We start from the raw sequence: 25,862 nt of genomic DNA, 5'->3' as shown, positions 1-25,862 counted from the left end.
TTATGAGGATCAAAAAGGGCGAAGATTATTAATAATCAACAATGTCTCGTTGTATAAAAATTTATATTTAAGAAATTATAGACTAGTGAGAGATATAAAAAGGCAGGGTTGAAAATGGTAGATATTATGGATAAAGTTCAAAAGGTAGCTGAAATCGGTAAATCACCCAGGGAAAAGCAAAAAGTAATAAATGTAGTAGAGGTTTTTTATATATGGGATGTTTTAGTCACCAAGCTGGATGCCTTAGAAAGCATCCAGATTTTTGAACATATGATTGAAGATAATGATTTGATGATAATAAAAAATAAGGTCAAGGATGGCCTTTTCATGGGGATCGACGATATGGAAGCTTTAATGCGCGAATACGATTTACCTTTTCCTGTACGGCCGCCGGCAGACGTTAGTTCAACTGTTCATATCGAGGCTGTCAGCGACAGGGACATTTTTCTCATGTTTTACGAAGTAATTGCTGCGTTTTTTCCTATTCTTGGTATTGGCTTTATGCAAAGTACCACCCCTGATGTCAGAAAAGGACTAAAAAGTCACTTACTCTTGACTATAGAATTACAAGAAATGCTCGTCGAATATGGTAAATTAAAAGGCTACTTAAATCAACCGCCTGTCTATCGTCCATAGAAGTAAAAAATAAATTGAGGTTATAAATTATGAAGATATTAAAGTATATTAAAGATATCTCCGAAATGAACGAGTTTCTTAGGGATAAACAAACGACCATAAATGTAAGCGAGGTTTATCATCTCTGGAATCATTTGATGCAGAGATACAATGTCATTTATATTACCAATCTTTTAAACAGCTTTGTCAAAGATGATGATTTGAAATTAGTCCTTAATTTAGGTAACAGAACTCTTGCTAAGCATACTGAGTTGTTAGAAAAAGAGCTTTTGAATTATGGAATTACTTTACCAATTCGGCCGCCCAAACAAACCCAAGAGACGGTAAATACTGAGCTGATATCAGACAGGTATATTTACAGGCGAATCTTACGAGGTATCCAGGCCTTTCTACCGGTTCATACCATGGCCTTCATTCATAGTACTTCGCCCAAAATAAGAGAATTGTTTATTTCCTTTATGGAAGAAGAAATGAAAATCTATGATAAGTATCTTGAATACGGCAAAATCAAGGATTACTTAATTAAACCACCGGTCTACAGGCCATAGTTAAAAATTGAGAAGGATTAGTGATTACGCAAACGTCGACAATATTTATGTGTCTAATTCTATATTAGGCTTCTGGGAACGGGATGAAAATGGCCTAGCTTTTGAGGAAACTTAAAGCGAGGCCACTGTATTTTCTGGGATAAAATAATTTTTTTATTGGAAGAGCTCAATAATTATTGCAAGGGCTAACTAAATAATTAGAGGGATTATAAAAATTATATCGAAACAATAACATAAAATTGAGAGAATTAAAATGACTAGTAAATAAAGATAAATTGAAATATTTCTTAAGTTTGTTGGTTTAATAATTAAAAATGCGCCTGATTGAAAAAAGGTTGTCTAAATTTGAAGTGGACTAAAGAAAATCGGCGAGTTTTATAAATAGTGTAAAAGATGGTGAAATTTTGAGCGGTAAAATCAAACAGATAATTGATGAGATTATTTTTCAAAGATCAAGAGGTAATCCCGCAATTGCAGAAATGACAAAAGCTAAATTTATTTTAAAAGGAATTAATCCTAATCAATATGACAATTCATCCATAGATGATCCATTAATCATTGAAAGATTGCTTAAGATTGCTAAAGAGCTGAATATGAATAATATGGGAGAAGAGTTAAATAATATTAAGCCAGTATATTCTACTAAAATGACCGCAAGCATAGCTGTATCCGAAATTAAACAACAATTATTAAATTTCAAAGTAAAACTTTTGATATTTTTTGGCTCTTCCAGTTTTGATCAGTATGAATTAAGCGCTTGTATGCAAGAAGCTTTTAATGATTGTATCGTGATCGGATGCTCTACTGCTGGTGAAATAGCAAATGGTGAATTTTTGAAAAATTCTATTGCTGCGATGGCTTTCAATTCAAAGATTATTTCGGATGCAAAAGTAGAAGTGATCGAACATCTTCAAAACAAATTAAGCGTAGAAGGAGCATTCAAATCTTTTGAAAAATACTATAATTTAAGTTCATCTACAATGGACCCTAGAAAGTATGTTGGAATTGTCTTAATCGATGGGCTAAGTATGAAACAAGAAAAAATTATGGATAAAATTGGCGATAGAACAAATGTTGTTTTTATTGGTGGTTCCGCTGGGGATGATCTCAAGTATGTTAAAACACATGTTTACGCAAACGGCAAAGCTTATACCGATTCAGCAGTACTTCTTCTTCTTAAAATCAATGCCTATGCTGAATTCGATATTATTAAAACACAAAGCTTCAAGGCCTTAGATCATGTCCTTATTGCCGATAAAGTTAATGAAGAAACAAGAGAAGTCATAGAATTTAATCACAAACCTGCGATTTTGGCTTATGCAGATGCAATTGGAGTAGAATCTATCGAAGAAGCAACTAAGTATTTTTTGACTAATCCTGTTGGGTTAGTTATTGGAGAAAAGGAAATCTTAGTAAGAAGTCCTCGTGAAACGAGAGGGACAAACATTAAATTTGATTGCAGCATACTTGAAGGAATGGAAGTTAGATTACTCGAATCAACTAATATTATTGATGATACAAAGACTTCCTTAAATAAAATTCAAGCAAAAAAGATTGAAGGGATCATAAATTTCCAATGCATTAAGCGAACACTTGAATTAGAAAAGACAGGTTTACTTACGGAGTATGGAAAAATTTTTAGTGAAATACCCAACGTTGGCTTTTCTTCTTATGGAGAGTTATTTATTGGACACATGAACCAAACTGCTGCCATGTTAGTCTTTAAAAGCAAGGACTGCAATTATCATAGAGACTTTAATTCAGGTGACGTCGAAGAACTAATTGATGAAAATAGAAATTTGCATGAAAGAGTTATGGAACTAAATCAACAACTAGAGGAAACAACAGCAGATCTAAAACAGTTTAATCTTATGCTGGAAGAGGAAATTAACAATAGGATAAAAAAGGAAGATGAAATTCGATATTTAAGCTATCATGACAAATTGACTGGCCTTTATAATAGGAGATTTTACGAGGAAGAGATAAGACGATTAGATTCTGAAAGGAATCTTCCTCTTTCGATAATTATGGGGGATGTCAATGGCCTGAAGCTGGTTAATGATACTTTTGGCCATGAAAAAGGGGATGAACTTTTACGTAAAGCCGCCGGTGTCATTCGAAAAGCCTGTAGAACGGATGACATAGTAGCACGTTGGGGAGGAGATGAGTTTATCCTTCTTCTTCCACAAACTAACCCGGATGAAGCGGCAATGATTGTCAAAAGAATTAAGAATCAATGTTCAGACGAACAAGTAAATACTATTTGTATTAGCATTTCGTTTGGATGGGCGACAAAGAAAGAAACAAGTGAAGATATTCTCAAGACGCTGAAAGTCGCTGAAGATTATATGTATAAAAATAAAATCTTGGAAAATCAAAATAATATTAAAGATACAATAACCACAATTATTAATACCTTGCACGAAAAGAGTCCAAGAGAAGAACAACATTCCAAAAGAGTTAGTGAACTATGCCAAAGCATTGGGATTGCCATGGGGTTATCAGAACGTGAAATTAACAAAATTAAAGTGGTGGGGTTACTTCATGATATTGGAAAAATTGCCATTGAAGAAGGTATACTTAATAAACCAGGAAGACTTACAGAACAGGAACGAAGTGAAATAGAACGTCATCCCGATATTGGATATAGGATACTAAATTCGTCGAATTATATGTTGGATATTGCAGATTGTATACTCGCACATCATGAACGATGGGATGGTACAGGTTATCCCAAAGGCTTAAAAGGTGAGTATATTCCTAAATTTGCCAGAATCATTTCTCTTGCTGATGCTTATGATGCGATGACCAGTGAACGAAGTTACCGGAGTGCTCTTCCTGAAACAATGGTAATAGAAGAACTCAGAAGAAATGCTGGATTACAGTTTGACCCTGAGTTAACAAGAATATTTATTGAAAAAGTTTTAAATAAATCATGAAAGATGGTCTGGAAGCGTAAGAAAGTATGGCGCTTTTTGAATAAGCATAAAAAAGTCCTTGATATTGCCGTTGCGTAAAGGTTTACAGTTATCTCATCAGGAGGTGAGAGCATGGAATATACAGTCCAAAAATTAGGGCAGATGTCCGGTATCAGTCCAAGAACCATAAGATATTACGATGAGATTGGAATCTTAAAGCCGGCAAGAATTAACTCATCGGGGTATCGTATATATGGTCAAGCAGAGGTGGATCGTTTACAACAAATTCTCTTTTATCGAGAACTGGATCTTAGTTTGGAAACAATTAAGGAAATAGTCTCTTCCCCCGACTTTGACGAAATGAGAGCTCTGAGAGAACACCGTGGTAAACTTCTTGAGAAACGAAAGCAATTAGATTTACTAATTATAAATGTTGATAAATCTATTGCAGTGAAAGAGGGGAGAAGTACAATGTCTGATAAAGAAAAGTTTGAAGGCTTCAAACAGAAGTTAATAGATGATAATGAAGAAAAGTATGGCAAGGAAATCCGTGCAAAATTCGGTAATGACGCGGTTAATTATTCCAATCAAAAGGTGTTCAATATGACACCGGAGCAATATGACGAGGTCACTCGGCTGGAACAAGAAGTTCTTGAGACTCTTTATGATGCAGTAGAAACTGGTGATCCCGCAGGCGAATTAGCCCAAAAAGCAGCGGATTTGCACCGTCAGTGGCTGAGCTATTTTTGGAGTAGTTATAGTAAAGAGGCGCATATAGGAGTAACTCAAATGTATGTCGACGACGAAAGATTCAAAGCTTATTACGATAAGAATAGACCTGGGGCGGCAGCATTTCTTAGAGAGGCAGTCCGAATCTCTACGGCAACTATTAAGTGTCAGAATCGATAATTATAGTAGGGAAGAGAAGTGAACTCGTTCAGCTAAAGCTAAACATCGGGGCTTCGGTGACGAAAGTGTCCTATGGACACTTTCGCCGAAAGCGCCAAGCCCATAACAATGCTATAGCGCTGAAGTAGCTAAGGAGTGTTTAAAATCAATAATTCTGCCTGGTATGGCTGTAAATGGTTCTTTCGCATCGGAAGAGGTACAAATTGGCTTAAGATAATATGATATGAATCGTTGGGGAAGGTTTAAAAGCGGGAAAACGTAAACCAGAGCAGAGCAAAATGCTCTGGTTTTACTTTTAGTCGAACAAAAATTTATAAATAGCGTCTATCCCGTTTTTAATAATTCGTTCTTTATCAATATTGTTTGGGCCAAAAACCACCCGGTCTACTATTACTGAGGCAAAATCAAATGCCAGAGTAGTGGCTGCCTCGATATCTTCAACTTGAACATCGTCTTTATGCAAAGAAATATAATCGAGGATAGCTAGGCGTGATTCTTCTCTTTGTTTATCCAGTATGGATGCTACCTGCGGGTTAACATAATACAAAACATTTAATTCCCTAATTAACTCTTTTGAAGCTTCGTGAGCTTTTATAAATGCGTTAATCAAGAGGCGAAGCCATGCCTTCTTATCCTCTTCAAAAATATCTGCTTGAGCCAATACTTCTTCTTTAGCCGTGATAAATTGTTGATTGTAAAGCTCAAGTATCTCTAGCAAAATAGAGTCTTTGTCCTTGAAATAGGAATAGAGACTCCCAATAGATACATCGGTTTGCTTGGCAATTTCATTGGTCGTTGTATTGTAATAGCCTTTCTTACAAAATAAAGTAAAAGCAACTTCGAGGATTTTTTCTTTGGTCTTTATGCTTCTTGATTGCTTAGGTTTACGTACTTGCTTATTGATCCTACTAACTTCATCCATTTTCATTAACACCTTCCATGATAATTTTATTATCCTTGAACCATTGAGTCAATAATAATATGAGTAATAGCTCATATTATTATTGACGGATTACGTTTTCGCGAATATAATGTGAGCAATTGCTCGCATTAATTTTGGGGAAGGTGATAATTATGGCACGCGTTCTTATAATCAATGCAGGTGCAGAGGGACATATCAACCCAACACTCGGTATAGTACAAGAACTTATTCGTCGTCGTGAAGACGTGGTTTACGTGGTGACAGAGCAATTTCGCGATCGAATCGAACAGATAGGCGCAAGGGTGATCACCTATGATGCTGCTAAATTTTTGAAACTATTCCTCGGCGGAGGAGACAATCCTTGGACTCGCGCAAGTGGACTTTTGCGTACCTCCGACGTGGTCATTCCCAGCGTTTTGCGGCAAACCAAAGGAGAACGATTTGATTATATCATTCATGACTCTATGTTCGGCTCTGGGTATCTGCTTGCTCAAATACTGGGTCTGCCTGCTATCAACTCGTGTGCGAGTTTTGCAATCAAAAAAAATAGCTTTGACAATAGACAAGACCAACGCTTACTCCAATTTCCCGCAGAACTGAATGAATTTGCAAAACAGGAGTTTCAACAGTTGGTTAGCCGTATGCAAGAGAAATACAATGTGCAAATTGGCTCTACCTATGAGGTTTTCTGCAATCCGGCACCATTGACAATCAGCTATACATCGAGGCACTTTCAACCAGGCGGAGAAAGCTTCGATGAATCGTACAAATTTGTAGGACCGTCCGTAGTTCCTCCTTTAAACGACGAATTTAACTGGTCTCAAATAGATATAGATAACTTGATTTACATCTCGCTTGGTACCGTGTTCAATCAAGCCGCTGATTTTTATAAGCTATGCTTTAAGGCGTTTGCAAACACGAAGTACACAGTCATGTTATCTGTCGGAAGGCAAACCAGGATTGCGGAACTGGGAGACATTCCCGAGAATTTTATAGTTCGGAATCACGTGCCTCAGCTCGAAGTACTGCATCACGCTGGATTATTTATCACACACGGTGGTATGAATAGTACCAGTGAAGGGCTTTATTATGGCGTTCCACTGATTGTACTTCCGCAAAGTGCAGATCAGCCCATTGTTGCAAGACGTGTGGCCGAGATTGGCGCCGGCATTCAACTGAAGCAAGAAGGACTAACGGAGGAAGACCTTCTAGAGACGGCGGAACGTGTGCTCAAGGATGCGTCATTCCGAAAGTCGTGCGAAGAAATCGGAGATTCCTTTCGAGCTGCAGGAGGATATCATCGAGCCGTCGAGGAAATCTTCGCGTATAAACGAAGTCTCGGCATCAAGGGATAGAGCAGATCGCGTTATAAGGATATCAGTGAACTCGTTCAGCTTAAGCTGAACATCGGGGCTTCAGATACAATAATGTCCAGTGGACATTATTGCCGAGCCGCCTTTCCCGATAGGAATATTTAGCGGCGAAGGCGGACTCTACCCCACCTGAAGTTAACGAAGGACCCCCACTTATAGAAGTGGGGGTCCTAAAAACCCGATGAAAAAAGGACCTTTTTATTGGCCCTGAACACAAAAAACCACTTGAATTACTATCTTTTGTAAGGATTGTCATAACGCGGGTCAAATGGCTGAGGGATACCCATTCGCCGTTCTAAACGTTGAAGCCAAGCGGGTTCAAATTGTTCTTCAAAAAGTTCCCACCAAATAGGTTCTCTGCCTGGCATAAAACCCATACGTTTTTCCATTTCTTTAATCCAGCGTGGTTCAAACTGTTCTTCGTAACGTTCCCACCAAGCTGGTTCATAGCCGCCTGTATAGTTCACCGGATACCAGCGTACCTGATGCGGATAATGACCGTATATAGGAACCACATTTGTTCGGGGATAAACCAATTCTCTCACCTCTATTAATTATTTAGTGGATGATTATTTCCTGCAATTCCATATTATTCAATTTATATTGTCTTCGAAAGTTGACCGATGCTTTTGAACCAGAAATTGGCTGCCAAAACATTTTTCTTCTGCTTAAGTAGAAACGGCTACCATCTTGAAGGATGGTAGCCGTTTAATTTAGAAAATAACGCCTAAAGCGATAAGAATTAATATGGCAATAGCAATAATTCCTACGCCAACGCATCCTGTTACAGGGGGACAGAATGGGCGACAGGTTGTGATAGGTCCGATGTGTGGAGGAGCGCCAACGGGTGAAATGTTAGGGAAATGTCCAAATCCGTACATATAATTTCTCCTTTCAAATAAAATTTAGAATACAATACCCATTGCAATAAGCAAAAGAATAATTACGACAACGATCGCGATACCGGGCATAAAATTAGGGGTACAAACTCCATCAACAGCGCCAAATGCCATTTTCATTTCCTCCTTTGTTAAAAGTTACTATATAATATGCATCGTATAGTATATTGGTACATTATGGTAATTTGCATTTATGGGAATATTAAATCTGTCTTCGTTGCTCAATTTTTCCGATACAACTATAAAGAATAGCGGCTTAAGCCGCCACCCTTTAATAATTATAATAATCTCTTGGTATACTGTTTCTGTGAAAATATCGGATGTGCTTCCGGGAAAAGAGTGAATAGCTATGAATTACAAATGTCCAAGAATGTATATCTAATAATTCGGATTCAACCAAAATCTAATGAACTCGATAAGTTTCTTCCCCTCGGTTGTAAGTATTTTTCCCTTGCCATGACATTCTTTACAGACAAAGAACATGGGTTCCGTTGGTTCTGCCGAGGTTATCATTTTCAGAGTATTTTGTTGGTCTATCGAGGTTCGAAATGGTTCCATTTTCGTCCAAAATTGTAGCCATTGAGGATTTTCTATCCTGCCGAGTCCAGAACATTTGGGGCAAGGTTTATCAAGAGCATAGAAGTCTATCATGTCCATCCTCCATTCATGGATAATTACATACTATTCTATTCTGGAAATAGCAAAATGGAGTTTAATTAAATTATTGTGCCAATCTCATAAATAACCACCAGCATAGTTGATGTCATCGCTGGCCAGACGATAAGGTCTGGTATTTAATTTTAGAATTTCTCAGCAAATTCTCAGTTTCATTCTTTAGAATAAGCAATGTAAAAAAACGAAATATTTGACAAGAAAGGAGGCGCATTGATGAAACGATTCCGTCTAAAAGCAATTTCTGCTTCGCTGGTTATTTTTTCTTCATTATTAGTACTCACTGGATGTGGTACTCAGACTTCTGCAAGTTCCGCTATGGGAACTTCAAATGCGACTTCAACAGCTAATAATCAAGAAGCATCTTCTCCTAACCTAATGACGAGTCAACAACAGGTTAAATCCATCAACATAAAAGCGGCTAAGGGACAGCAAGAAGTTAATGCTCAAATTAATGAGAATCTCAAAAACCTGGATAAATCTCTCAACGTTCTCGATAGAAGTCTAGGTAAATTGTAATATTAGTAAGTAAAAGGTACGAACTAAGAATCAACGATATTAAATAATTAAAAAGTATTCAATAAAGGAGAATCGACTTACCTATGCGAAAATCAAGTAAATTGTTAGCTTGTTCTTTAATAGCATCTTCAATCTTTAGCTTTTCTCTTCCTGTCCTTGCTGATACTACCCAATCCTCTGTGCCTACAACTTCTCAAAGTCAAAATTCCTCAACAGAAACTCCTATGACCTCTGCTGACAAAGCAGCTGCCAGAAAACAGAAGCTTCAAAATGAAATTTTGCATCTACAAAATGCAGAGCAATTTCAGCAAAATTTGGCTCCTATCCGCCAACTTCAGGCTCAAGATAAACAACTGCTTGATCAAATTAAAACTTTGAGACAGACAATCCATGCGCAAGTCAAAACAGATCGTCAAGGTAAGAACTATAGTGCTTTATTAGCTGCCCTTAATGACATGATTCCTATGCAGGATGATATAGCCAATGCACAGGAAGCTGCTCAAACTGCTAAAGCGGATTGGACACAACTTAGCACTGATAACAAAGCTAATAACTCCTCGGCAGTTACTTCAGACTTAAGCAAGATTCAAACAGATATTCAAAATAGAATCAATGTTTATCAAAAGATTTTAGCAGATCTTCAGAAAATAAATGGAGATTTGAACACTTCGACTTCAACGACAACTCCTGCTTCAAATTCATCTTCAACATCTTCTGCGACTTAATGTTTTTAAGAGCCGTACACTTGAGTACGGTTCTTCTTTGTTCTAAACGTTATCTAAGGCTTCAGCTCAAATAAGATTGTATTTATTAAACACTAAAAATCTTTTAAGACTCTTTGGGGAAATGAATTATAAAGGTCGTACCTTTCCCCAGCGTACTTTCAACATCGATTTTCCCGCCTCGTAAATTTATGAATTCATGAACGATAGCCAATCCTAATCCTGCACCACTACCGGACCTCCTTTCCCTTGATCGGCTGCTCCGATAAAAGCGCTCAAATATATAGGGAAGATCCTGAGGGGCAATTCCTTCTCCGTTATCTGAGACATAAAGATAGCTTACCTTGCCATTCGTTTCAGTTTTTATCGTAATCTTTCCATTGACAGAAGTGTGTTGAATAGCATTATGAACTAGGTTATAGAGAATTTGCTTAAGTTCTCCTGGTTCAACCGGCAGGGTTATCTCGTCACATTGGATATCTAAGGTCCGGTATCCTAATAATGAATTCAATAGGGGCAAAACCTCTGGAAGAACATCTTGAACAATTGTTTCCGGGTTAACTAGCGGATCATGAGCAATTTGTTTTGCTAAACGGTTGAGAGTCAATAAATCCTCGGTGAGGTGGATTAATCTCTCAGTTTCAGTGAGCATTGATTTATGGGCCGCAGCTAAAGTTTCCGAGTCTGTTTCCGGGTCGCACAATAAGATTTCCAGAAATCCCCGAATAGACGTCAAAGGTGTTCTTAATTCATGGGAAGCATCACCAATAAACCTTGCCATTTGTTCTTTGGCTTCTGTTTCTGTCACTATAGATCGATTAAGCGTATCGAGCATTTGATTTAAAACAGATCTTAAATGTACAATTTCCGATGCTGCTGGTTCCTCGGGTATTCTTAAGGCGTAATTGCCGGCGGCTATCTTTCCTGAGATCTCGGACATGCGTGATAAGGGTAAGAGAGGTTTTTTCAGAATATACAACGTCAGAAGTCCGCCAAACACAAGAATAAACAGTGTGCTGATCAGGAAAACCTGAAGTTGGTGGTAGAGTATATTGTTGATCTGTGTTAGAGGGGCAGCTAGAGTTGCATAACCGATTAATGTATTGTTTGACGCTGATTTTGACATTTGTCCTGTTACACTGGCTCCAGTTTCTTGATTTAGGTAGATCGGCCCGGAAATAACCCTGTAGCGGATGCCCTTTGGGGACGTTAAAATAACATTTGTTCGAAGCTTATCTTTTGTAATTTGTCTTTGAAAAAAAGATTTTTCCAAAACGTAAGGATTTTTTGCCTTAACTTCCTGGCGGCTGAGTATACCCTCAAGCTTTTTATCGGGTGAAAAGAAACCGACGACAACACCAGGGCTGAGACTCTGCCAAGCCTTGGGAAATTGCTGTTCATGATCCAGCCATAACTTTAGTTGATTAACCCCAAATGAACCTATCTGAGTTTGTAGATCCTGGGTTTCTCCTTTCATCAAAAACGAATTTAATGCCTGATACTGAATCACTCCCATAGTCAGCGATACCAGTAAAAGGCTCAACCAAAATCTCACTAATAGTTTAGTAGTCAGGGAATTTTTCCAATCTTCTTTATTACCTTCATCCAGCATTCTAACACCTTCCCTCCTTTGAGAAGCTTATCTTACAAATTTCAATTCTTCAGCGGAGGAACCAGGCGATAGCCAACACCACGCACAGTTTGAATTAATTTGTGTTCCTTGTCGCCAAGTTTGTCACGAAGGTAACGGATATATACTTCGACAATATTATCTTCACCGTCAAAGTCGTATCCCCAAACGTGTCTTAGAATGGAGCTTTTGCCAAGTATTTGACCTGGGTTCCAAAGCAAATAGGATAAAAGTTTATATTCAGTAGGGGAAAGGGAGAGCTGGCAATTGTTAAATGTAATGGAATGGTGTGCTTCATCCAAGCAAAAAGCACCTATACTATGTTTTCCAGTCAACTCTGGGTAGCGGTTTCGTAACTGAACTTCAATTCTAGCTAATAGTTCCTCAAAATGAAAAGGTTTGGTCAGGTAATCATTGGCTCCTTGCCTCAAACCAACAACAATATCCGTAGCAGAATTTTTGGCTGTCAGCATAATCATTGGAGCTTGACTAATTTCCGGAACAGTCTGACAAAAATCATTTCCATCCATGACAGGCATCATTAGATCCAAAATAATTAGATGTGGGTCAAATGCAGGAATTAGTTCTAAAGCGATTTGCCCATTAGCAGCAGTTTTTACAAGGTAACCCGCTTTTCGTAAACCTAAATCTAACATTTGTCGAATCGAAGGCTCATCATCGACTACTAAAATACGAAATGCAAAGAAAGTCATTTATTCACATCCTTTTAGGATTTTAGTTTAGGTCAATTAATGCACAATTTTGTGTGCACTTACGTTTGTACGCTGACCATAACACAGAAAGGATTATAATATCAATTGCTTAAAATTAGCTGAGAAGTAAGACCATGTAGTAAATTTATTATAAAACTATATTTGGGCTATTTTGTTAAAAGAAAATCCCTCACCGTTCAGACGATGAGAGATTAATCAGATCTTTTCAATAACTAAAAGGATGTAATTTATCCCCACTTCTCCAAGTGGGAGTGGTTCCCATGCCTTGTTTCGGTGGGAGTTAGAGTCCCCGCCAAAGCAACGATGTTCAGCTTTAGCTGAACGAGTTCACTCATCTTTAAATTGATCTAATTGGTTAACGATTTTGATCTCATAATCTAAATCTTTAAGCTGACATAATTCAGTAACTATCTTGATATCGTCTTCGATTTTGCAAATATCTTTTTTTTCCAAAAGAATCACCCCCAAAAATTTTCAGAGACTATTTTCTACATAAATCCAGTTATTACATAGACAAGAGGGCGAGGGGATTATCCATTTAGTTAATTAATCCCTTCAGTTTATAAGGTTACCAATTTATAATTTCATAGTAATAATTATAATCCCAAAGATGACAAGATATGTAATGTCATTGTTATGCATACCATCTTGAAGATCGGGATCCACTAGAATAGAGGCCATTGGCGTATTTTAACGCGAATGTTTTAAGCGTGGTTGTATTCAGTGAGAATTAATGAAAACTTAGCTTACGGGAAAAGTCTTTGAAATAGTGCCAGAGACATACCTCCATAAATTCGCTCGCGCTTCAATGTCAATATGTTATCACCTAAATGCACTTTGCCGGGTTTCGTGGTAAACCCTAGTTTATATCCCACCTTTGGCATCAATGCCAGGGTTGTTTTATTATATTTTCCTGAAGGAAAACATAGAGATTGTACATTGATCCCAAGATGACTTTCAAGTTCCCGCTTTGAAACATTTAGTTCAAGTTCTTGTTGATTATCACTAAGCGTGGAAAGGTCAAGATGATGTGCAGTATGACTTTCTACTGTATTTCCCTGTTTAATGAGATCATTAAGTTGGTCCCATTTCATCATTCCTGAACCCACAAAATCTGTAATTATAAAGAAAGTAGCCTTGAAATCATTTTGACAAAGTATTGGCCAAGCGGAGTTATAATTGTCGCTATATCCGTCATCAAATGTTAGCAAAATTGGTTTTTCGGGAACAGGTTTTCCGTCTATTAAGGCATCATATAAATCCTTTGGGGATATCGAATTATAGCCTTGTCGGTGAAGCCATGACATTTCCTCAGTAAACTGTTTTACTGGGACGCCAAGTGAGTTGCCTGGAAGCGTTTTAATGGAATGATACATAAGCACAGGTATACCTTCTTTGGGGAAGGCAACCAGTTTTGATTTGTTTTGGTTTTGGTATGGGACTGGAGAATTAGAACCTGGAGGCGGCAATGACAGCCTAGATTTGGTTAATTTAGTTAAATTGTTAGATTTAGTTATGTAAGTATTGCCGGATTTAAAATCAGATGGTATAAGCAATCTTACAGTTACACTACTCAAAATTAATACTAGGGCTAGAATGATAGCTCTACCAAAAATCAGTTTGCAGTTTTGTTTCATTTTATAGTACCCTTCTGCTCAGTAGTGTTTGATTTATAAGATGAGACTTTTCAAAACTTTATGTAAAAAGAAAGAAATTATATTTGAAATATTGACCTATTAAATAAAAGGCTAAGATAAATATATATTCTAAAGTAAAACTCATAGACGTCAAAAATCTGCGAAATAGCAAAAAATATAATTATGTATAAAAAACTTCAAATACCCTTAGACTGTGCTAGGGTATTTGAAGTTTTAAATATGGAATAAGGGTTTCTTTGTTCAAACGATATTTTTTATGTAAAATAGTCTATTTTTTCAACGATGCAACGAAATCTCCAATTGCCTTGATTTGTGTGTCATTGAGTTTTCCAGAGAAAGAAGGCATGGTGCCCTGTCCTTTTTTTATAATACCTTGAACCTTTGCAGAATTATTCTTCCACTCGTCCGTATTAATAGCAGGGCCACTCGTGCCGGCGCCAGTAGCACCGTGACATCCAGCACAATTTGTCGTGTATAAAGCTGCGCCACTTACTTGGGTTACAGCGTTTGATGCCCCAGAAGAGATGTTAGCCGTAGGCGATTTTGTTGATTGCCCAGTTTGAGGAGAGGGCGGATTTGTAGGTGCAGGTGCAGGTTGTTTACTGCATCCTACTAAGAGTAGGACAATAAGAAAAGAAATTATTGAAATTGATTTTCGCTGATGCATATGTAATTTTCCTCCCTATCTATTCTGTAGTTAAAATGTACATATTGGTTACTTATTATTCTTTGGAGTTATGACTTATTAGTGGGAAACAAAAAGGGGCCGCTAATTTGCAGCCCTATATTTCTCTATTTTAGGAATCATAAACCATTATTCTTTTTATCATAAGCAATTAATATTTTAGAACTATCAGTTCCTTGGTTAATCTCTTATTCTGCTTTTTGGACTTTTACAAGGTCTTCTTGTGAATAACTATCCCCCAAATTCTTCATTGAATAACCGTTATTTAATTCTATTTAGCAGATAAGGCTTCAATTTTAGCTGGCATACTTTCTATAATGTCTATTAGCGGCTCCGATTTTTCGAAGAAGATAATGACAATATCTTCAGGCTCGGCTTGTTCTAAAGCCGCTTTAAAGGCTTCCGTTTCCTCCAAGATTTTCAGGACATTCTGTTTAGGGAACTTGGCTGCTAGAACTCCTCTTTCCAGAAGATCAGCAACTTCGCCTCTTATCCTTCCTCGTTTTTCTATATCTTCTTTAATAATAATATAATCGAAGTTTTCACCAGCACACTTACCCACATCAATTATGTCTTTATCGATTCTATCTCCCGGTACTCCGATTACTCCAAAGAGATGTTTATACTCCATATGTTTCAGTCCCTCTAATACGGAAGAATATCCGTCTTTATTATGGCCATAATCTAAGATCACTCGTTTATTATTAACTGAATACATATTAAATCGGCCAGGATTTTGCTCATGGTTAAAAGAGGATAGCCCCAGTTTAATTGTAGTTAAATCGATGCCAAGTCCTATGGCGGCTGCACAGGAAGCCATGGCGTTTTGAACATTATAGATTAGAATACCATTCATACTTATGCCAATATCTTTGATGTCCATGAGTACATCGGAAGAAGATCCCTTTTGGACTACAAGTTTATCTTGATCTCTATATATACCATAGCCACCATTTTTCAAATTTGCCTGAAGTGCTTTGTTATCCTTATGAAGAGAAAAAATAATTAGTTGACTCTTGAATCGCGTCATAATAGTCAAACTCATTTTGTCATCCCCATTAATCACGGTAAAGCCATCTTCCTTCACGGCTTCGCCCACCAAAGCTTTAACTTTTGCCAAATCGTCTAACGTGTGAACTTCATCTATCCCAAGATGATCCTCGGTTATATTTGTAATAACTCCAACGTCGGCGAGGTCATATGCTAAGCCCTCCCGAATAATTCCTCCGCGAGCCGTTTCTAAAACCGCTGCCTCAATATCTTTATTCTTCAGAATGGCAAGTGCGCTTAGGGGGCCTGTTGTATCACCTTTAGAAATGCATCTATTATTAATATATATTCCATCGCTAGTTGTCATCCCAACCGTATAACCAGCAATTGAAAGTATATGTGCTATAAGTCTTGTGGTGGTCGTTTTACCATTGGTGCCAGTTATAGCAACTAAGGGAATAGAGGTCTGCCCGTCATTGAATAGTTGGTCGGCCATATGTGCAGCCACATTCCGTTTGGTTCCACGATATGTTGCTGCAATTTCCTGTGTAGCATAATTTAACGTTTCTCGAATTCGTTTTGCGTACTTTCCATAACCTAATTGCACAATATGATCTTCGCTTAATCTTAAGATGGGAATACCACGTTTTTTTGCTTCCTCGCAAATGGCTAATGTACTTACCCCTAACTGTTCCGCTCTTAAGAGTTGTTTTAAGAGATTAAACCGCAAATCGATGTTAAGAGATTGTCCGGCAATTAAGGAATTTATAAGGTCAATGGCCAATCTTCCAGCTTCTAAACCTGTTTTGGCATATTCATATTGATAAATAACATAATAGTTATCTCCTGATAACTCCCGGGCTTTCCCATAGTTAACATCTAAACCAAGCATATTGTGGAGGGCTATGATTATATGTTCCGATACGTGGGCTAAGTACGTTCCTTCTTCAAGCCGCTTATAAAAACCTTGATCTTCATCAATCCCACATCGGTGTTTCGAAAGCTCCGGAAGTATATGTTTTAAAGTCTTGTTAAAATCTTTGATATCTTTCGTAGGGATTTCACTGTATCCTTCCAAATCCAAGTCTAATCGGATACATTTTTTATGAGAGTAAATATTTTTGCCTTGAAAAACTTGAGAACCAATGATTTTCAAATTGTTTTCCCTCCGTTTTGAAATTATTATGTAAAGAATTCTGGAATTTAAAAAGAATATTTGTGTCTGGAAATTAATATCTCCAAGAACAAAAGATGTACACTGGTATGTTCTGCTTATTATTTTATGTACAATCCAAATGAATATATTATTGAGCTGGATTATGTTAGTCCGGCTACTCCGGCTTTTCTGTGAGTTGTTCGATTAAGTAACTCACTTGATGCTGAGTAAAAAGGGTTTTGCATTTTAGCCTTGTAGCGAGTTGGTATTTTATTGTATAGTTTGGCAGAGAGGTTGAGGCATGGTTCATACGAGGTCTTAAATTTGAAGACAACCATTAGTTTGATTATTTTGTAAGAGGGTGTTTGTTGATGATAAATGGATTAGTGATAAGTAATCTTACACAATCCGAGATAAGAGGGGCATCACTTGTTTTTGAGACAACAATTCCTGATGCGTTTAACAATGAGGGACTTGGGCACCGCCAAGAGGATATTCTCAGAGAAATTGCCCATAAGAAACAATTGCTTAAGTCTTCACTGGATAAATCTAATTACCCCTTGTGTTTCATGATCGCTAAACTAAATGAAACTGTTATTGGCACGATTTCCTTTGGTTTATGTGGTGAAGATATCAAAAAGTGTACCGAAAACCAGCTCAACAATATTGGTGAATTAGGAAGTTTATTCATTTTGCCACCTTACCAAGGTCAAGGCGTAGGCTCAGAATTGATTAATACTATGCTAAAACACCTGTCGAAACAAGGTATTGAATGGTTTTGTTTAGACAGTGGCTATAAAAATGCTCAGAAACGATGGCTAAGGAAATTTGGAGAACCCCATAAAGTAGTAAAAGATTATTGGGGATCAAATTACGATCACATGATCTGGCTTTGTAGAGTAAAACCTTAATTACTCTCTATTGCGATCCAGCAATAATATTTTTATCCAGTTTTTAAGACCCCCGCTTCTTAAGTGGGGGTGGGTCCTTCGTTAACTTCAGGTGGGGTAGAGTCCTCCTTCGCCGCTAAGTATTCCTATTGGGAAAGGCGGCTCGGCAATAATGTCCACTGGACATTATTGTATCTAAAGCCCCGATGTTCAGCTTTGGCTGAACGAGTTCACTCACTATAAACCTTGACTCTTACCTTGGAGGAGGGCTTACGATTATTCGCGAGGTGAAAAATTTTGCAGTACACGGTTAAAGAAGTAGCGAAATTTGCAGGAGTAACGATAAAAACGCTCCACCACTATCATAAAATTGGCTTACTAAAGCCTTGCAAAATAACTAATGCCGGCTACCGTCTTTATGGGTCAACAGAACTTGAACAATTACAGCAAATCTTGTTTTACCGTGAGCTTGATTTTTCACTCGAAGATATCAAAAAAGCACTTAAGGACGAGCCGAGTCGTTTAGAATGCTTGACTAACCAACACGAACTGCTTATGGCGCGCAAGCAGAGATTGGAACGTTTAGTAAAGACAATTGAAGACTCGATCGTCCACGCCAAGAAAGGAGAAGTCATGGATAAATCAAAAATGTTTAACGGTTTTAACAAAGAGGAATGGGAAAATGCGCTTTCGGAGCAAGGGAAATACCTTAAAGAAAAATATGGGTATACAATGCCAAAAGTAAAGGAACACCAAGTGGATAACTTAAATGAACAAGCAACGGAAGCTAAACAATTTATATGCGGTATTTCCAATGCACTAAAGAACGGCTGGAAAGCAGATGATGAGAGGATACAACAGATGTTGGAGAATCATATTCTATGTTTAAAAAATCATAGCCACAATATCAATGCGCAGTCTTTTGCGGCTCAAGCAAAGTTCTTTGTGGAAGATGATTTTCATAGAAATATGCTTGAAAATGAGCAAATTGGGCTTTCCTATTACCTTTGTATAGCTGCTGAACTATATGCGGCTTCTAATTAGTAAAGGACGCATCTAAATCTTTATCAAAAGGTAAGAGCATGACTCCATGTGCTCTTATCTTTTTTTATCCAATTGTAAGCCCCGATGTTCAGCTTTAGCTGAACGAGTTCACTTACTACAGCTTACTGCTGGTTAAAGGAACAGTTTGGGTTAGCATTGGATATAAGGGCTGTAAGGACAAGGGGCGAGCATGAAAAAATTTGCTGAGAAGCAAATGAAGTGCATGCGAAGCGATTCGATAGAACGAAAGGCATCTTAATTAATAAGTTCAGGTCGCATTACAGCCATTCACGTGTTAAACTATATCAGTCCTAAATCGATAATATGAGAGGTGTTAGTAATGTTACTACCAGACGGTGAACAATTATTAAAAGAATTTTCAGCAACGGCCTATCCTTGCCAAGTCACAGAAATAATACCCGACGTTGTCTATCATGTTATGGGTTATGGCATCAGCAATGCCAGTTTTATTATAGGAAAAAACACAGTCATTCTAATTGATACTCTTGACTGCGACTATCGCGCTGAAGCTCTTAAAGCCCTTATTGCCGAGCATACTGAAAAGCCGGTTAAGACGATCATCTACACTCATGGCCATCCGGATCATCTTGGAGGTGCCGGTGTTTTTAGAGACTCCAACCCGGAGATTATCGCCTTTGCACCTTCTAAGCCGGTTCTTGGGCGAATGGATGCCCTGCAGGACGTGCTCAATCAGCGCGGCATCAGACAATTTGGCTATGAACTCAGCGATGAAGAAGCCATTTCTGAAGGAATCGGCGTTCGCGAAGGTATTGTTCAAGGTAAGGGCCGAAGGGCTTTCTTGCCACCAACTACTGTTTATAGCGAGGAAAAGATCGTACGGGATATTGATGGAATCACTTTTGAACTTGCTGCAGCCCCAGGGGAATCTGATGACCAGATACTCATCTGGCTGCCGGCACAAAAAGTACTTTGCTGTGGTGACAATTACTATGGTTGCTGGCCCAATCTGTATCCCATTCGAGGCAGTCAGTATCGAGATATCAGTACCTGGGTAGACACTTTGGATAAGCTGATTGCTTATCAGGCTAATTATCTTTTGCCTGGTCACACACGCCCAATCATCGGCGCAAGCGCTGTTACAGATACTTTAACTAACTTTCGTGATGCTATTGATTATGTTCTTACAGAAACTCTTAAAGGAATGAATCAAGGTATGACTATGGATGAGGTAGCAGAGGCCGTCAAACTGCCTGAAAAGTGGGCCAACCTTCCTTATCTTGGTGAATTTTATGGCACAGTTGCTTGGTCTGTGCGAGGAATATATGCCGGTTATGTGGGTTGGTTTGATGGTAATCCGACCAAGCTCAATCCTCTGCCAATTCGAACTCGTGCTGAGAAGACCATTGCTCTCATGGGGGGCATAGAGTCTGTCCTATCTGCCATCAGTCAAGCCCTAGACAACGAAGAGGCCCAATGGGCCCTTGAACTTGCTGATATTATTATTGCCGCAGATAGTACCAATAAACTGGCGCTAAAGTATAAAGCTCAAGGCCTTATCAGTCTTGCCCGACAAGAACGAAGTGCGAACGGGCGTCACTACTATTTTGCCTGTGCCAAGGAACTGCTTGCTGATTTGTAGCCGCGTTCAACACCCGATGTTTGAGGAAGATAGGACTTCGAAAGATGAAGAGATAAGTAAAACACTGCCCAAAGGTTATTCTTGGCAGTGTTTTACTGTTAATTGTACTATGAACGTATAACTGATTACTTTACCCAATCGTAAGACTCCCACTTCGAGTAGGAGTGGTTCCTATACCTTGCCTCGATGGGGAGAGAGTCCTACCGAAGCTCTGATGTTCAGCTTTTACTGAACGAGTTCACTCTTTTAGGAAATCTCTTCAAGCGACTTGCCACCCGTTCTTAATCCCCATAATAATAAGAAGGCTACGGGAATACAAACTAAAATCGCTACCATATTGTAAACCCCTGTAAATTTATACTGAGCAAAGACTACAGGAATATATAATTGAAGAACTGAGGTTGCTAAGCGCCCTGCTGCATTGTGAATTCCAGTTGAGGTATTCCGCATTTTCGTGGGATAATTTTCAGCAATGTAACTGAAGGTTATAAAGTTCATAGCCATATTGACCGCGATCATTAAGAATCCGCAAAGTACAATGGGGACGAATCCGCTTATTTGTCCAAAGATCACGGATAATAATGCAACTGATAAAGCCATGATTGCCATAGGAACCTTTCGGCCGCCTTTGTCAGCAATTAAGGAGGATAAGTAACAGCCTGCCGGAACACCAAACATGAGGAGGGAAGAAGCTGTCAAAGCATCATTAACACTTAACCCTCTTTGGTTTAATAGTGTCGGAGTCCAGTTCGTGATGACAAACCCAGCAGGAACTGTAAGGAGAACAAAGAACACGATGATTAATGTCCTTTTAAGATACTTCGGTGATAATATTCCGGCTAAAACATCTAAAGTTTTAACCCGAGGTTCTACTTTAGAAGCAGCTTCAGTCAGGTCAACTTTAACATTCGTTAATTGTTCAATGACTTCTTCAGCTGATTCTTGCTTACCTTTGGTAACTAACCAACGCGGTGATTCTTTCAAATATTTGAGACCCATTATAAAACCAATAAGACCAACTCCGCCCAAGAAGAAGATATAACGCCATGATTCGGGACTCAGAGGAATAACTACGCGGCATAAAAGTCCCACCAAAGGGGCTGCCATAAAACCAAAGGAAGCCGTTAAGCTTTGCCATTTTCCACGTGTAGCCGCTGGTGTCATTTCAGCAATATACACTTGAGAAGTGACCATCATACAAAAAACACCGAAACCAGTTAGAGCTCTCGTTATCGTAAACACTTGTACATTTTGAGCAAAACCATTGGCGATGGAAGCAATCGAGAAAAGAAGGATTGCTCCTAAAAAGGTTTTTCGGCGTCCAATAAAGTCCGAAATAATACCACCTGTTAATCCACCGAGGGTCATGGCTACAAAATAGGCAAAATTTATTTTTCCCACAGCGGCCATGTTAATGTGCCAGCTCTTCATTAACGCAGGGGCAATAAAACCGAAATTCCAATTGTCCATTTGTTCAAAGAAATAGGCTAACATAATAATGAAGAATAATAACTTATGGATTGAGGTAACTTCTAGGTTATCAAAGTAATTATTGTTTAATTTTCTATGAGCTGGAAGAGATTCTCCGGAAAGATAATCTTTGTCTTGCGTCCCGACTGCCATTTCCAATCCCCCTACATTGTGAAATTTATCATAAGAAAGTACACCAAAGGTCTCTGCACATCGGCTGTTAAGGTTATGCTGGGAAGGTTATACTCCTTTCTGTTTAGTTTGTACTTTTTCCCTCAATCGTATTATACATAAACCTAATGGCACCATATAACAGAACCTTATTGTCTTTTCTCACAACAAAAAGTAGTCAGCTGTCCGACATATTTGGGGATTGCTTCAGGCATTCCAAAAACTTTTGGGCTGGAATTGACATCGGGTATTTTGCAGAACTTACCCAGGTAAAGATTAGCTTTAAGCGTAGATTCGACTGGACAGTACACTCTTTTAATAGTCGATTATCACTCAATTCTAACCTGGAAATAAGGCCCATAGCTAACCCGTCAAGGATTGTTTGACGAAATAATTCGTTATTAAGGGTTTTCAAAAATACTTTTGGAGATCGATCAGCGTCACAAAAAATTAGTGATACGATTTCTGAATATTGTTTTGTATCGTAATAGACCATTGGCTGTTTAACTAATTCACTTGCCGAATTAATTTGATCATTGCTCAATAACCAGGATTTTGGTATACAAACGATTAAATCATCTTGTAAAAGTTCTTGATATATTAACTCAGTCGAAGCTAAAACATAATTTCCAGGATCTTGGTAAAAAGACTCCGGAAAGTTTATAAGCCCTACGACCGAAGGATCATCGTTAATCTGAGCAATAGTTTCGACCGGGGAGCTTTCTTTAAGTGTTAAGTTTATGTTTGGATATCTGGATTTATAGAGTTTTAATGCCTTTGGCAAAATCGTCGTACCTGAATTATGGGAATGCAGAAGGGTTAGTTCCCCTTCAACTGGGGATGTTTGCCGCAATTTGATTAACTCTAATTCTGCCTTTAAATCATCATATTTTTCCACGATCTCTTTCGCAGTCATCATGGCTTTTTGACCAGCTTCTGTTAATGTGGTTCCTTGCCGACTCCTTTGAAAAAGCTTAACGTTAAGTTCTTGTTCCAAACGAGTAATCATTTGGCTTAATCCTTGTTGAGAAATATGCATTTTCTCTGCAGTAAGAGTAATTGAATTTGAGTAAGATAATTCTATCAGAAGTTTTAAATCACTTATGCGCATCCGAATTCACTTCCTGTTAACTATAGACTTTTAATTTACTTTTATTTTAACTTGTTTACTAGTAATTGTATCAAGTATCAAGATATTTAATACGAACCTCTTCGATGATACGTCCACAACTAAGCGTTGTGATTTTAAACAATGAAGTTGTGTTTTATGTAATATTTTATGAAATGTATAATGTGATTAATAGAACAAGGACAGTGCCCTTAGACATCTGATAAGGAGTGAACATCTTGAGCAATTACTTAAATACCGAAAAGCATTTGATTACCCTACAAGCTGAGTCAGAAGAAAAGTATTTAGCTGAGTTTAGATCTGGAACTTATACACTGGAAAACCCGCTTGTTGTCAAAAATCCCTATCTAATTAATCCTCTTGCTGCAGTGATTTGCTTTAATACTGATGAAGAAACGACTGCCCAAATCACCGTAAAAGGCAAAGCAGCAGAAGGTGATCTTACCCATACCTTTGCATCTGCCAAGGAGCATGTATTACCGATTTATGGACTATACGACAACTATGAAAACACGGTGAGTATCGTCCTTGGCAATGGGAAAACGTCAGAAGTTAAAATTAAAGTTGAAGAGCTCGACGTTAATAGAGCTCTGTATTGTCATACTACATCTGAGTATTTCGGGAAAGATCTCATGATCATCTCGACAACGACCCCGTTAATCAGTTCAGCCCAAACGGTCGGTTTTGATTATGCCGGTGATTTAAGATGGGTTATAACGAACAAGCAAAGCTGGGATATTAAAAAACTTGCTAATGGAAGACTTCTCTATACTTCTTACCGAACGATGCAAAAGCCCTATTATACGGTTGGCCTTATGGAAATGGATTTTTGCGGCAAAATCTATAAAGAATATCGCTTGCCGGGCGGGTTCCATCATGATGCGATCGAGTTAGAAAACGGGAACCTTTTGGCGGCTTCTGATAATGACTTTGAAGAATCTGTTGAAGATTTTGTTGTTGAAGTCGATAGAAAAACTGGGGAAGTCCTTAAATCTTGGGATCTTCTTAAGATATTACCCAGAGAAAAAGGGAATGCAGGAGATTGGAACCACCATGATTGGTTCCATAATAACGCAGTATGGTATGACAGAGCGACGAACTCCATTACAATGTCGGGCAGACATAAGGATGCGATTATTAACTTCGATTATGATACGTCAAAATTGAACTGGATTCTTGGTGATCCCGAAGGGTGGGGAGAGGAGTGGCAAAAGTATTTCTTCAAAAACGTGACTAAAGGTGATTTTGATTGGCAATATGAGCAACATGCCGCCAGAATTCTGCCTAATGGGGATGTCTTCGTCTTTGATAATGGAACCTATCGTTCAAAGAACGAAGCTACAAGAATTTCACCTGAAGACAACTTCTCACGTGGAGTTATTTATCGAATTGATACGGACAAAATGGAAATCGAGCAAATTTGGCAGTATGGTAAAGAACGAGGAGCAGAATTTTACTCCCCTTATATTTGCAACGTTGATTACTATAGTGAAGGAAACTATATGATTCACTCCGGAGGTATTGCCACTTATCGTGGAAAACATACAGACGGTTTAGGCGCAATGTTATTAAATAAATATAAAGACGAGCATATTCATTTAACCTTGGAGTCCATTACCGTTGAAGTTCAAAATGATGAGGTTAAATATGAATTGAAAGTTTTAGGCGGTAATTATTATCGAGCCAGAAGACTCTCCTTATATGATGAAACGACGAAGTTAACCCTTGGTAAAGGCGAGTTCCTGGGTGGCTTTGGCGTAACTCCCGAATTTGGATTTAAAGTTAAATTTAAAGATGCAGGGGTAGAACTACCGGCGAAACACAATCTATCCTTAATCCTCGAAGAAGATCGCTTGGCCCTGCGGGCAACCTTCAAGGAAGGATCGGAAGTCTTTATTGAATTACAGGGTGAGAACGGATCCAGGTTCTACTCAGTTCCAACCGTGGTTCATGATGTTACTGCAGCCTGTGTTTCGTTTGAGGAGCAAAACGATAATGATTTTCAGTTCTATGTCAGCAGAGAAGGATTATCCGGTGATTATCACATCTTTTTAGATATTGATAATAAACGCTATGATACTCATTTTTCGGCAAACTTTTAAGATAATCCAACATCGCACTATGCTCCCTTCGAAGCAGACGACAGATAATTAATAATCCTAGATCTGTACTCGCAAGGGAGCATTTCACTTGTAGTTTTTCACTATAAAGGAGTGTACAAAAAATGTCATTAGTACAATTAAATTCGAGTCGTTTCGAAGAAGTGATTTACAATGACGGAGAACCTTGTTTGGTTATTTTCTCCCGAAAAAGCTGTCATGTCTGTCAAAGCGTCGTGCCTGTCTTGGAAGATTTGCAGCCGCAATTTGATGGCAAGTATGGTTTTTATTATGTTGATGTTGAGGAAGATAAGAGCTTATATCAAAAATTTTCCCTCAAAGGCGTTCCGCAAATCCTTTTCTTTAAAGATGGAGAATATCAAGGTAAATTAACCGGGAAGGTTGAGGAAGAGGACGTCGAGGAAAGAATTACAGATGTGTTAAATTCAGATTCATAAGGTGGAATG

General features: G+C 38.2%; 24 protein-coding genes. 12 read left to right on the top strand and 12 right to left on the bottom strand.

Annotated elements, in window-relative coordinates:
• The first annotated feature begins 114 nt into the window (after positions 1–114).
• The 4 genes from B5Y67_RS05230 (at position 115) to B5Y67_RS05215 (ending at position 5,011) form a co-directional block, all read left to right on the top strand.
• Entirely contained in the window at positions 115–636 is a 522-nt protein-coding gene (locus B5Y67_RS05230) for a DUF3231 family protein (RefSeq protein WP_088225471.1), read from the top strand.
• A 29-nt stretch (positions 637–665) separates the two neighbouring features.
• Positions 666–1,184, top strand: coding sequence for a DUF3231 family protein (locus tag B5Y67_RS05225; RefSeq protein WP_088225470.1), 519 nt, complete (start codon positions 666–668; stop codon positions 1,182–1,184).
• 404 nt (positions 1,185–1,588) lie between these two features.
• Positions 1,589–4,123: an HD domain-containing phosphohydrolase gene (locus tag B5Y67_RS25810; protein WP_242975867.1), complete on the top strand. Its 2,535-nt coding sequence runs from the start codon at positions 1,589–1,591 to the stop codon at positions 4,121–4,123.
• Between the two features lie 111 nt (positions 4,124–4,234).
• Positions 4,235–5,011, top strand: coding sequence for a MerR family transcriptional regulator (locus B5Y67_RS05215; RefSeq protein WP_088225469.1), 777 nt, complete (start codon positions 4,235–4,237; stop codon positions 5,009–5,011).
• 295 nt (positions 5,012–5,306) lie between these two features.
• Here the strand turns inward: B5Y67_RS05215 and B5Y67_RS05210 are convergent, their stop codons facing one another.
• Positions 5,307–5,933: a TetR/AcrR family transcriptional regulator gene (locus tag B5Y67_RS05210; RefSeq protein WP_088225518.1), complete on the bottom strand. Its 627-nt coding sequence runs from the start codon at positions 5,931–5,933 to the stop codon at positions 5,307–5,309.
• Between the two features lie 152 nt (positions 5,934–6,085).
• Between B5Y67_RS05210 and B5Y67_RS05205 the strand changes: the two genes are divergently transcribed.
• Positions 6,086–7,288: a macrolide family glycosyltransferase gene (locus B5Y67_RS05205; RefSeq protein WP_088225468.1), complete on the top strand. Its 1,203-nt coding sequence runs from the start codon at positions 6,086–6,088 to the stop codon at positions 7,286–7,288.
• 251 nt (positions 7,289–7,539) lie between these two features.
• Here B5Y67_RS05205 and B5Y67_RS05200 read toward each other — a convergent pair whose 3' ends face one another.
• From B5Y67_RS05200 to B5Y67_RS05195, 3 genes are all read right to left on the bottom strand, one after another.
• The gene (locus B5Y67_RS05200) at positions 7,540–7,842 is read right to left on the bottom strand and encodes a hypothetical protein (protein ID WP_088225467.1); all 303 of its coding nucleotides are present in this window, start codon (positions 7,840–7,842) and stop codon (positions 7,540–7,542) included.
• 177 nt (positions 7,843–8,019) lie between these two features.
• A complete protein-coding gene (locus B5Y67_RS25190; protein ID WP_170932592.1) occupies positions 8,020–8,187 on the bottom strand; it encodes a hypothetical protein in 168 nt (55 codons plus the stop codon).
• 396 nt (positions 8,188–8,583) lie between these two features.
• Positions 8,584–8,856, bottom strand: coding sequence for a hypothetical protein (locus B5Y67_RS05195; RefSeq protein ID WP_088225466.1), 273 nt, complete (start codon positions 8,854–8,856; stop codon positions 8,584–8,586).
• A gap of 237 nt (positions 8,857–9,093) precedes the next feature.
• Here B5Y67_RS05195 and B5Y67_RS05190 point away from each other — a divergent pair, with 237 nt between their 5' ends.
• Both B5Y67_RS05190 and B5Y67_RS05185 read left to right on the top strand, forming a co-directional pair.
• The gene (locus tag B5Y67_RS05190; RefSeq protein WP_088225465.1) at positions 9,094–9,396 is read left to right on the top strand and encodes a hypothetical protein; all 303 of its coding nucleotides are present in this window, start codon (positions 9,094–9,096) and stop codon (positions 9,394–9,396) included.
• An 83-nt stretch (positions 9,397–9,479) separates the two neighbouring features.
• Positions 9,480–10,121: a hypothetical protein gene (locus B5Y67_RS05185; RefSeq protein WP_088225464.1), complete on the top strand. Its 642-nt coding sequence runs from the start codon at positions 9,480–9,482 to the stop codon at positions 10,119–10,121.
• Positions 10,122–10,224: 103 nt separating this feature from the next.
• On the opposite strand, the gene B5Y67_RS05180 is transcribed toward B5Y67_RS05185, so the two are convergent.
• From B5Y67_RS05180 to B5Y67_RS05160, 6 genes are all read right to left on the bottom strand, one after another.
• Positions 10,225–11,730, bottom strand: coding sequence for a HAMP domain-containing sensor histidine kinase (locus tag B5Y67_RS05180; protein ID WP_088225463.1), 1,506 nt, complete (start codon positions 11,728–11,730; stop codon positions 10,225–10,227).
• A 41-nt stretch (positions 11,731–11,771) separates the two neighbouring features.
• Complete coding sequence (locus B5Y67_RS05175) at positions 11,772–12,461, bottom strand: response regulator transcription factor (protein WP_088225462.1); 690 nt, start codon at positions 12,459–12,461, stop codon at positions 11,772–11,774.
• A 348-nt stretch (positions 12,462–12,809) separates the two neighbouring features.
• Positions 12,810–12,935 carry a hypothetical protein gene (locus B5Y67_RS26150; RefSeq protein WP_282432756.1) on the bottom strand — a complete coding sequence of 42 codons (126 nt, stop codon included), beginning with the start codon at positions 12,933–12,935 and terminating at the stop codon, positions 12,810–12,812.
• Positions 12,936–13,228: 293 nt separating this feature from the next.
• Positions 13,229–14,119, bottom strand: coding sequence for a polysaccharide deacetylase family protein (locus B5Y67_RS05170; RefSeq protein WP_088225461.1), 891 nt, complete (start codon positions 14,117–14,119; stop codon positions 13,229–13,231).
• Positions 14,120–14,408: 289 nt separating this feature from the next.
• The gene (locus tag B5Y67_RS05165; RefSeq protein WP_088225460.1) at positions 14,409–14,807 is read right to left on the bottom strand and encodes a cytochrome c; all 399 of its coding nucleotides are present in this window, start codon (positions 14,805–14,807) and stop codon (positions 14,409–14,411) included.
• A gap of 289 nt (positions 14,808–15,096) precedes the next feature.
• Positions 15,097–16,971, bottom strand: coding sequence for a Mur ligase family protein (locus B5Y67_RS05160; protein WP_088225459.1), 1,875 nt, complete (start codon positions 16,969–16,971; stop codon positions 15,097–15,099).
• 371 nt (positions 16,972–17,342) lie between these two features.
• Here B5Y67_RS05160 and B5Y67_RS05155 point away from each other — a divergent pair, with 371 nt between their 5' ends.
• The 3 genes from B5Y67_RS05155 to B5Y67_RS05145 all read left to right on the top strand — a co-directional run bounded on the left by B5Y67_RS05155 (position 17,343) and on the right by B5Y67_RS05145 (position 20,526).
• A complete protein-coding gene (locus tag B5Y67_RS05155) occupies positions 17,343–17,882 on the top strand; it encodes a GNAT family N-acetyltransferase (RefSeq protein WP_088225458.1) in 540 nt (179 codons plus the stop codon).
• 276 nt (positions 17,883–18,158) lie between these two features.
• Positions 18,159–18,905 (top strand): MerR family transcriptional regulator, encoded by a 747-nt coding sequence (locus tag B5Y67_RS05150; RefSeq protein WP_088225457.1) that lies wholly within the window; start codon positions 18,159–18,161, stop codon positions 18,903–18,905.
• Positions 18,906–19,245: 340 nt separating this feature from the next.
• Positions 19,246–20,526 (top strand): alkyl/aryl-sulfatase, encoded by a 1,281-nt coding sequence (locus tag B5Y67_RS05145; RefSeq protein ID WP_088225456.1) that lies wholly within the window; start codon positions 19,246–19,248, stop codon positions 20,524–20,526.
• Between the two features lie 246 nt (positions 20,527–20,772).
• Here the strand turns inward: B5Y67_RS05145 and B5Y67_RS05140 are convergent, their stop codons facing one another.
• Both B5Y67_RS05140 and B5Y67_RS05135 read right to left on the bottom strand, forming a co-directional pair.
• A complete protein-coding gene (locus tag B5Y67_RS05140) occupies positions 20,773–22,149 on the bottom strand; it encodes an MFS transporter (protein ID WP_088225455.1) in 1,377 nt (458 codons plus the stop codon).
• Positions 22,150–22,345: 196 nt separating this feature from the next.
• Entirely contained in the window at positions 22,346–23,278 is a 933-nt protein-coding gene (locus tag B5Y67_RS05135) for a LysR family transcriptional regulator (protein WP_088225454.1), read from the bottom strand.
• Between the two features lie 236 nt (positions 23,279–23,514).
• Between B5Y67_RS05135 and B5Y67_RS05130 the strand changes: the two genes are divergently transcribed.
• The gene (locus B5Y67_RS05130; protein WP_088225453.1) at positions 23,515–25,398 is read left to right on the top strand and encodes an aryl-sulfate sulfotransferase; all 1,884 of its coding nucleotides are present in this window, start codon (positions 23,515–23,517) and stop codon (positions 25,396–25,398) included.
• 122 nt (positions 25,399–25,520) lie between these two features.
• Complete coding sequence (locus B5Y67_RS05125) at positions 25,521–25,853, top strand: thioredoxin family protein (protein ID WP_088225452.1); 333 nt, start codon at positions 25,521–25,523, stop codon at positions 25,851–25,853.
• Positions 25,854–25,862 lie beyond the last annotated feature (9 nt).

The organism is Desulfosporosinus sp. FKB, assembly GCF_002196705.1.
Lineage (GTDB): Bacteria > Bacillota > Desulfitobacteriia > Desulfitobacteriales > Desulfitobacteriaceae > Desulfosporosinus.
Note: the sequence above shows the minus strand (reverse complement) of the source record. Positions and strands in the feature narration are given on the sequence as shown.

What these genes read in the sequence shown, in the direction of transcription:
- B5Y67_RS05175 (WP_088225462.1), bottom strand. Translation starts at nt 12,461, where the DNA reads ATGACTTTCTTTGCATTTCGTATTTTAGTAGTCGATGATGAGCCTTCG.
- B5Y67_RS05155 (WP_088225458.1), top strand. Translation starts at nt 17,343, where the DNA reads ATGATAAATGGATTAGTGATAAGTAATCTTACACAATCCGAGATAAGA.
- B5Y67_RS25190 (WP_170932592.1), bottom strand. Translation starts at nt 8,187, where the DNA reads ATGTACGGATTTGGACATTTCCCTAACATTTCACCCGTTGGCGCTCCT.
- B5Y67_RS05215 (WP_088225469.1), top strand. Translation starts at nt 4,235, where the DNA reads ATGGAATATACAGTCCAAAAATTAGGGCAGATGTCCGGTATCAGTCCA.
- B5Y67_RS05190 (WP_088225465.1), top strand. Translation starts at nt 9,094, where the DNA reads ATGAAACGATTCCGTCTAAAAGCAATTTCTGCTTCGCTGGTTATTTTT.
- B5Y67_RS05125 (WP_088225452.1), top strand. Translation starts at nt 25,521, where the DNA reads ATGTCATTAGTACAATTAAATTCGAGTCGTTTCGAAGAAGTGATTTAC.
- B5Y67_RS05170 (WP_088225461.1), bottom strand. Translation starts at nt 14,119, where the DNA reads ATGAAACAAAACTGCAAACTGATTTTTGGTAGAGCTATCATTCTAGCC.
- B5Y67_RS05145 (WP_088225456.1), top strand. Translation starts at nt 19,246, where the DNA reads ATGTTACTACCAGACGGTGAACAATTATTAAAAGAATTTTCAGCAACG.
- B5Y67_RS05230 (WP_088225471.1), top strand. Translation starts at nt 115, where the DNA reads ATGGTAGATATTATGGATAAAGTTCAAAAGGTAGCTGAAATCGGTAAA.
- B5Y67_RS05140 (WP_088225455.1), bottom strand. Translation starts at nt 22,149, where the DNA reads ATGGCAGTCGGGACGCAAGACAAAGATTATCTTTCCGGAGAATCTCTT.
- B5Y67_RS05210 (WP_088225518.1), bottom strand. Translation starts at nt 5,933, where the DNA reads ATGGATGAAGTTAGTAGGATCAATAAGCAAGTACGTAAACCTAAGCAA.
- B5Y67_RS05180 (WP_088225463.1), bottom strand. Translation starts at nt 11,730, where the DNA reads ATGCTGGATGAAGGTAATAAAGAAGATTGGAAAAATTCCCTGACTACT.
- B5Y67_RS05195 (WP_088225466.1), bottom strand. Translation starts at nt 8,856, where the DNA reads ATGATAGACTTCTATGCTCTTGATAAACCTTGCCCCAAATGTTCTGGA.
- B5Y67_RS05135 (WP_088225454.1), bottom strand. Translation starts at nt 23,278, where the DNA reads ATGCGCATAAGTGATTTAAAACTTCTGATAGAATTATCTTACTCAAAT.
- B5Y67_RS05185 (WP_088225464.1), top strand. Translation starts at nt 9,480, where the DNA reads ATGCGAAAATCAAGTAAATTGTTAGCTTGTTCTTTAATAGCATCTTCA.
- B5Y67_RS05165 (WP_088225460.1), bottom strand. Translation starts at nt 14,807, where the DNA reads ATGCATCAGCGAAAATCAATTTCAATAATTTCTTTTCTTATTGTCCTA.
- B5Y67_RS05225 (WP_088225470.1), top strand. Translation starts at nt 666, where the DNA reads ATGAAGATATTAAAGTATATTAAAGATATCTCCGAAATGAACGAGTTT.
- B5Y67_RS05205 (WP_088225468.1), top strand. Translation starts at nt 6,086, where the DNA reads ATGGCACGCGTTCTTATAATCAATGCAGGTGCAGAGGGACATATCAAC.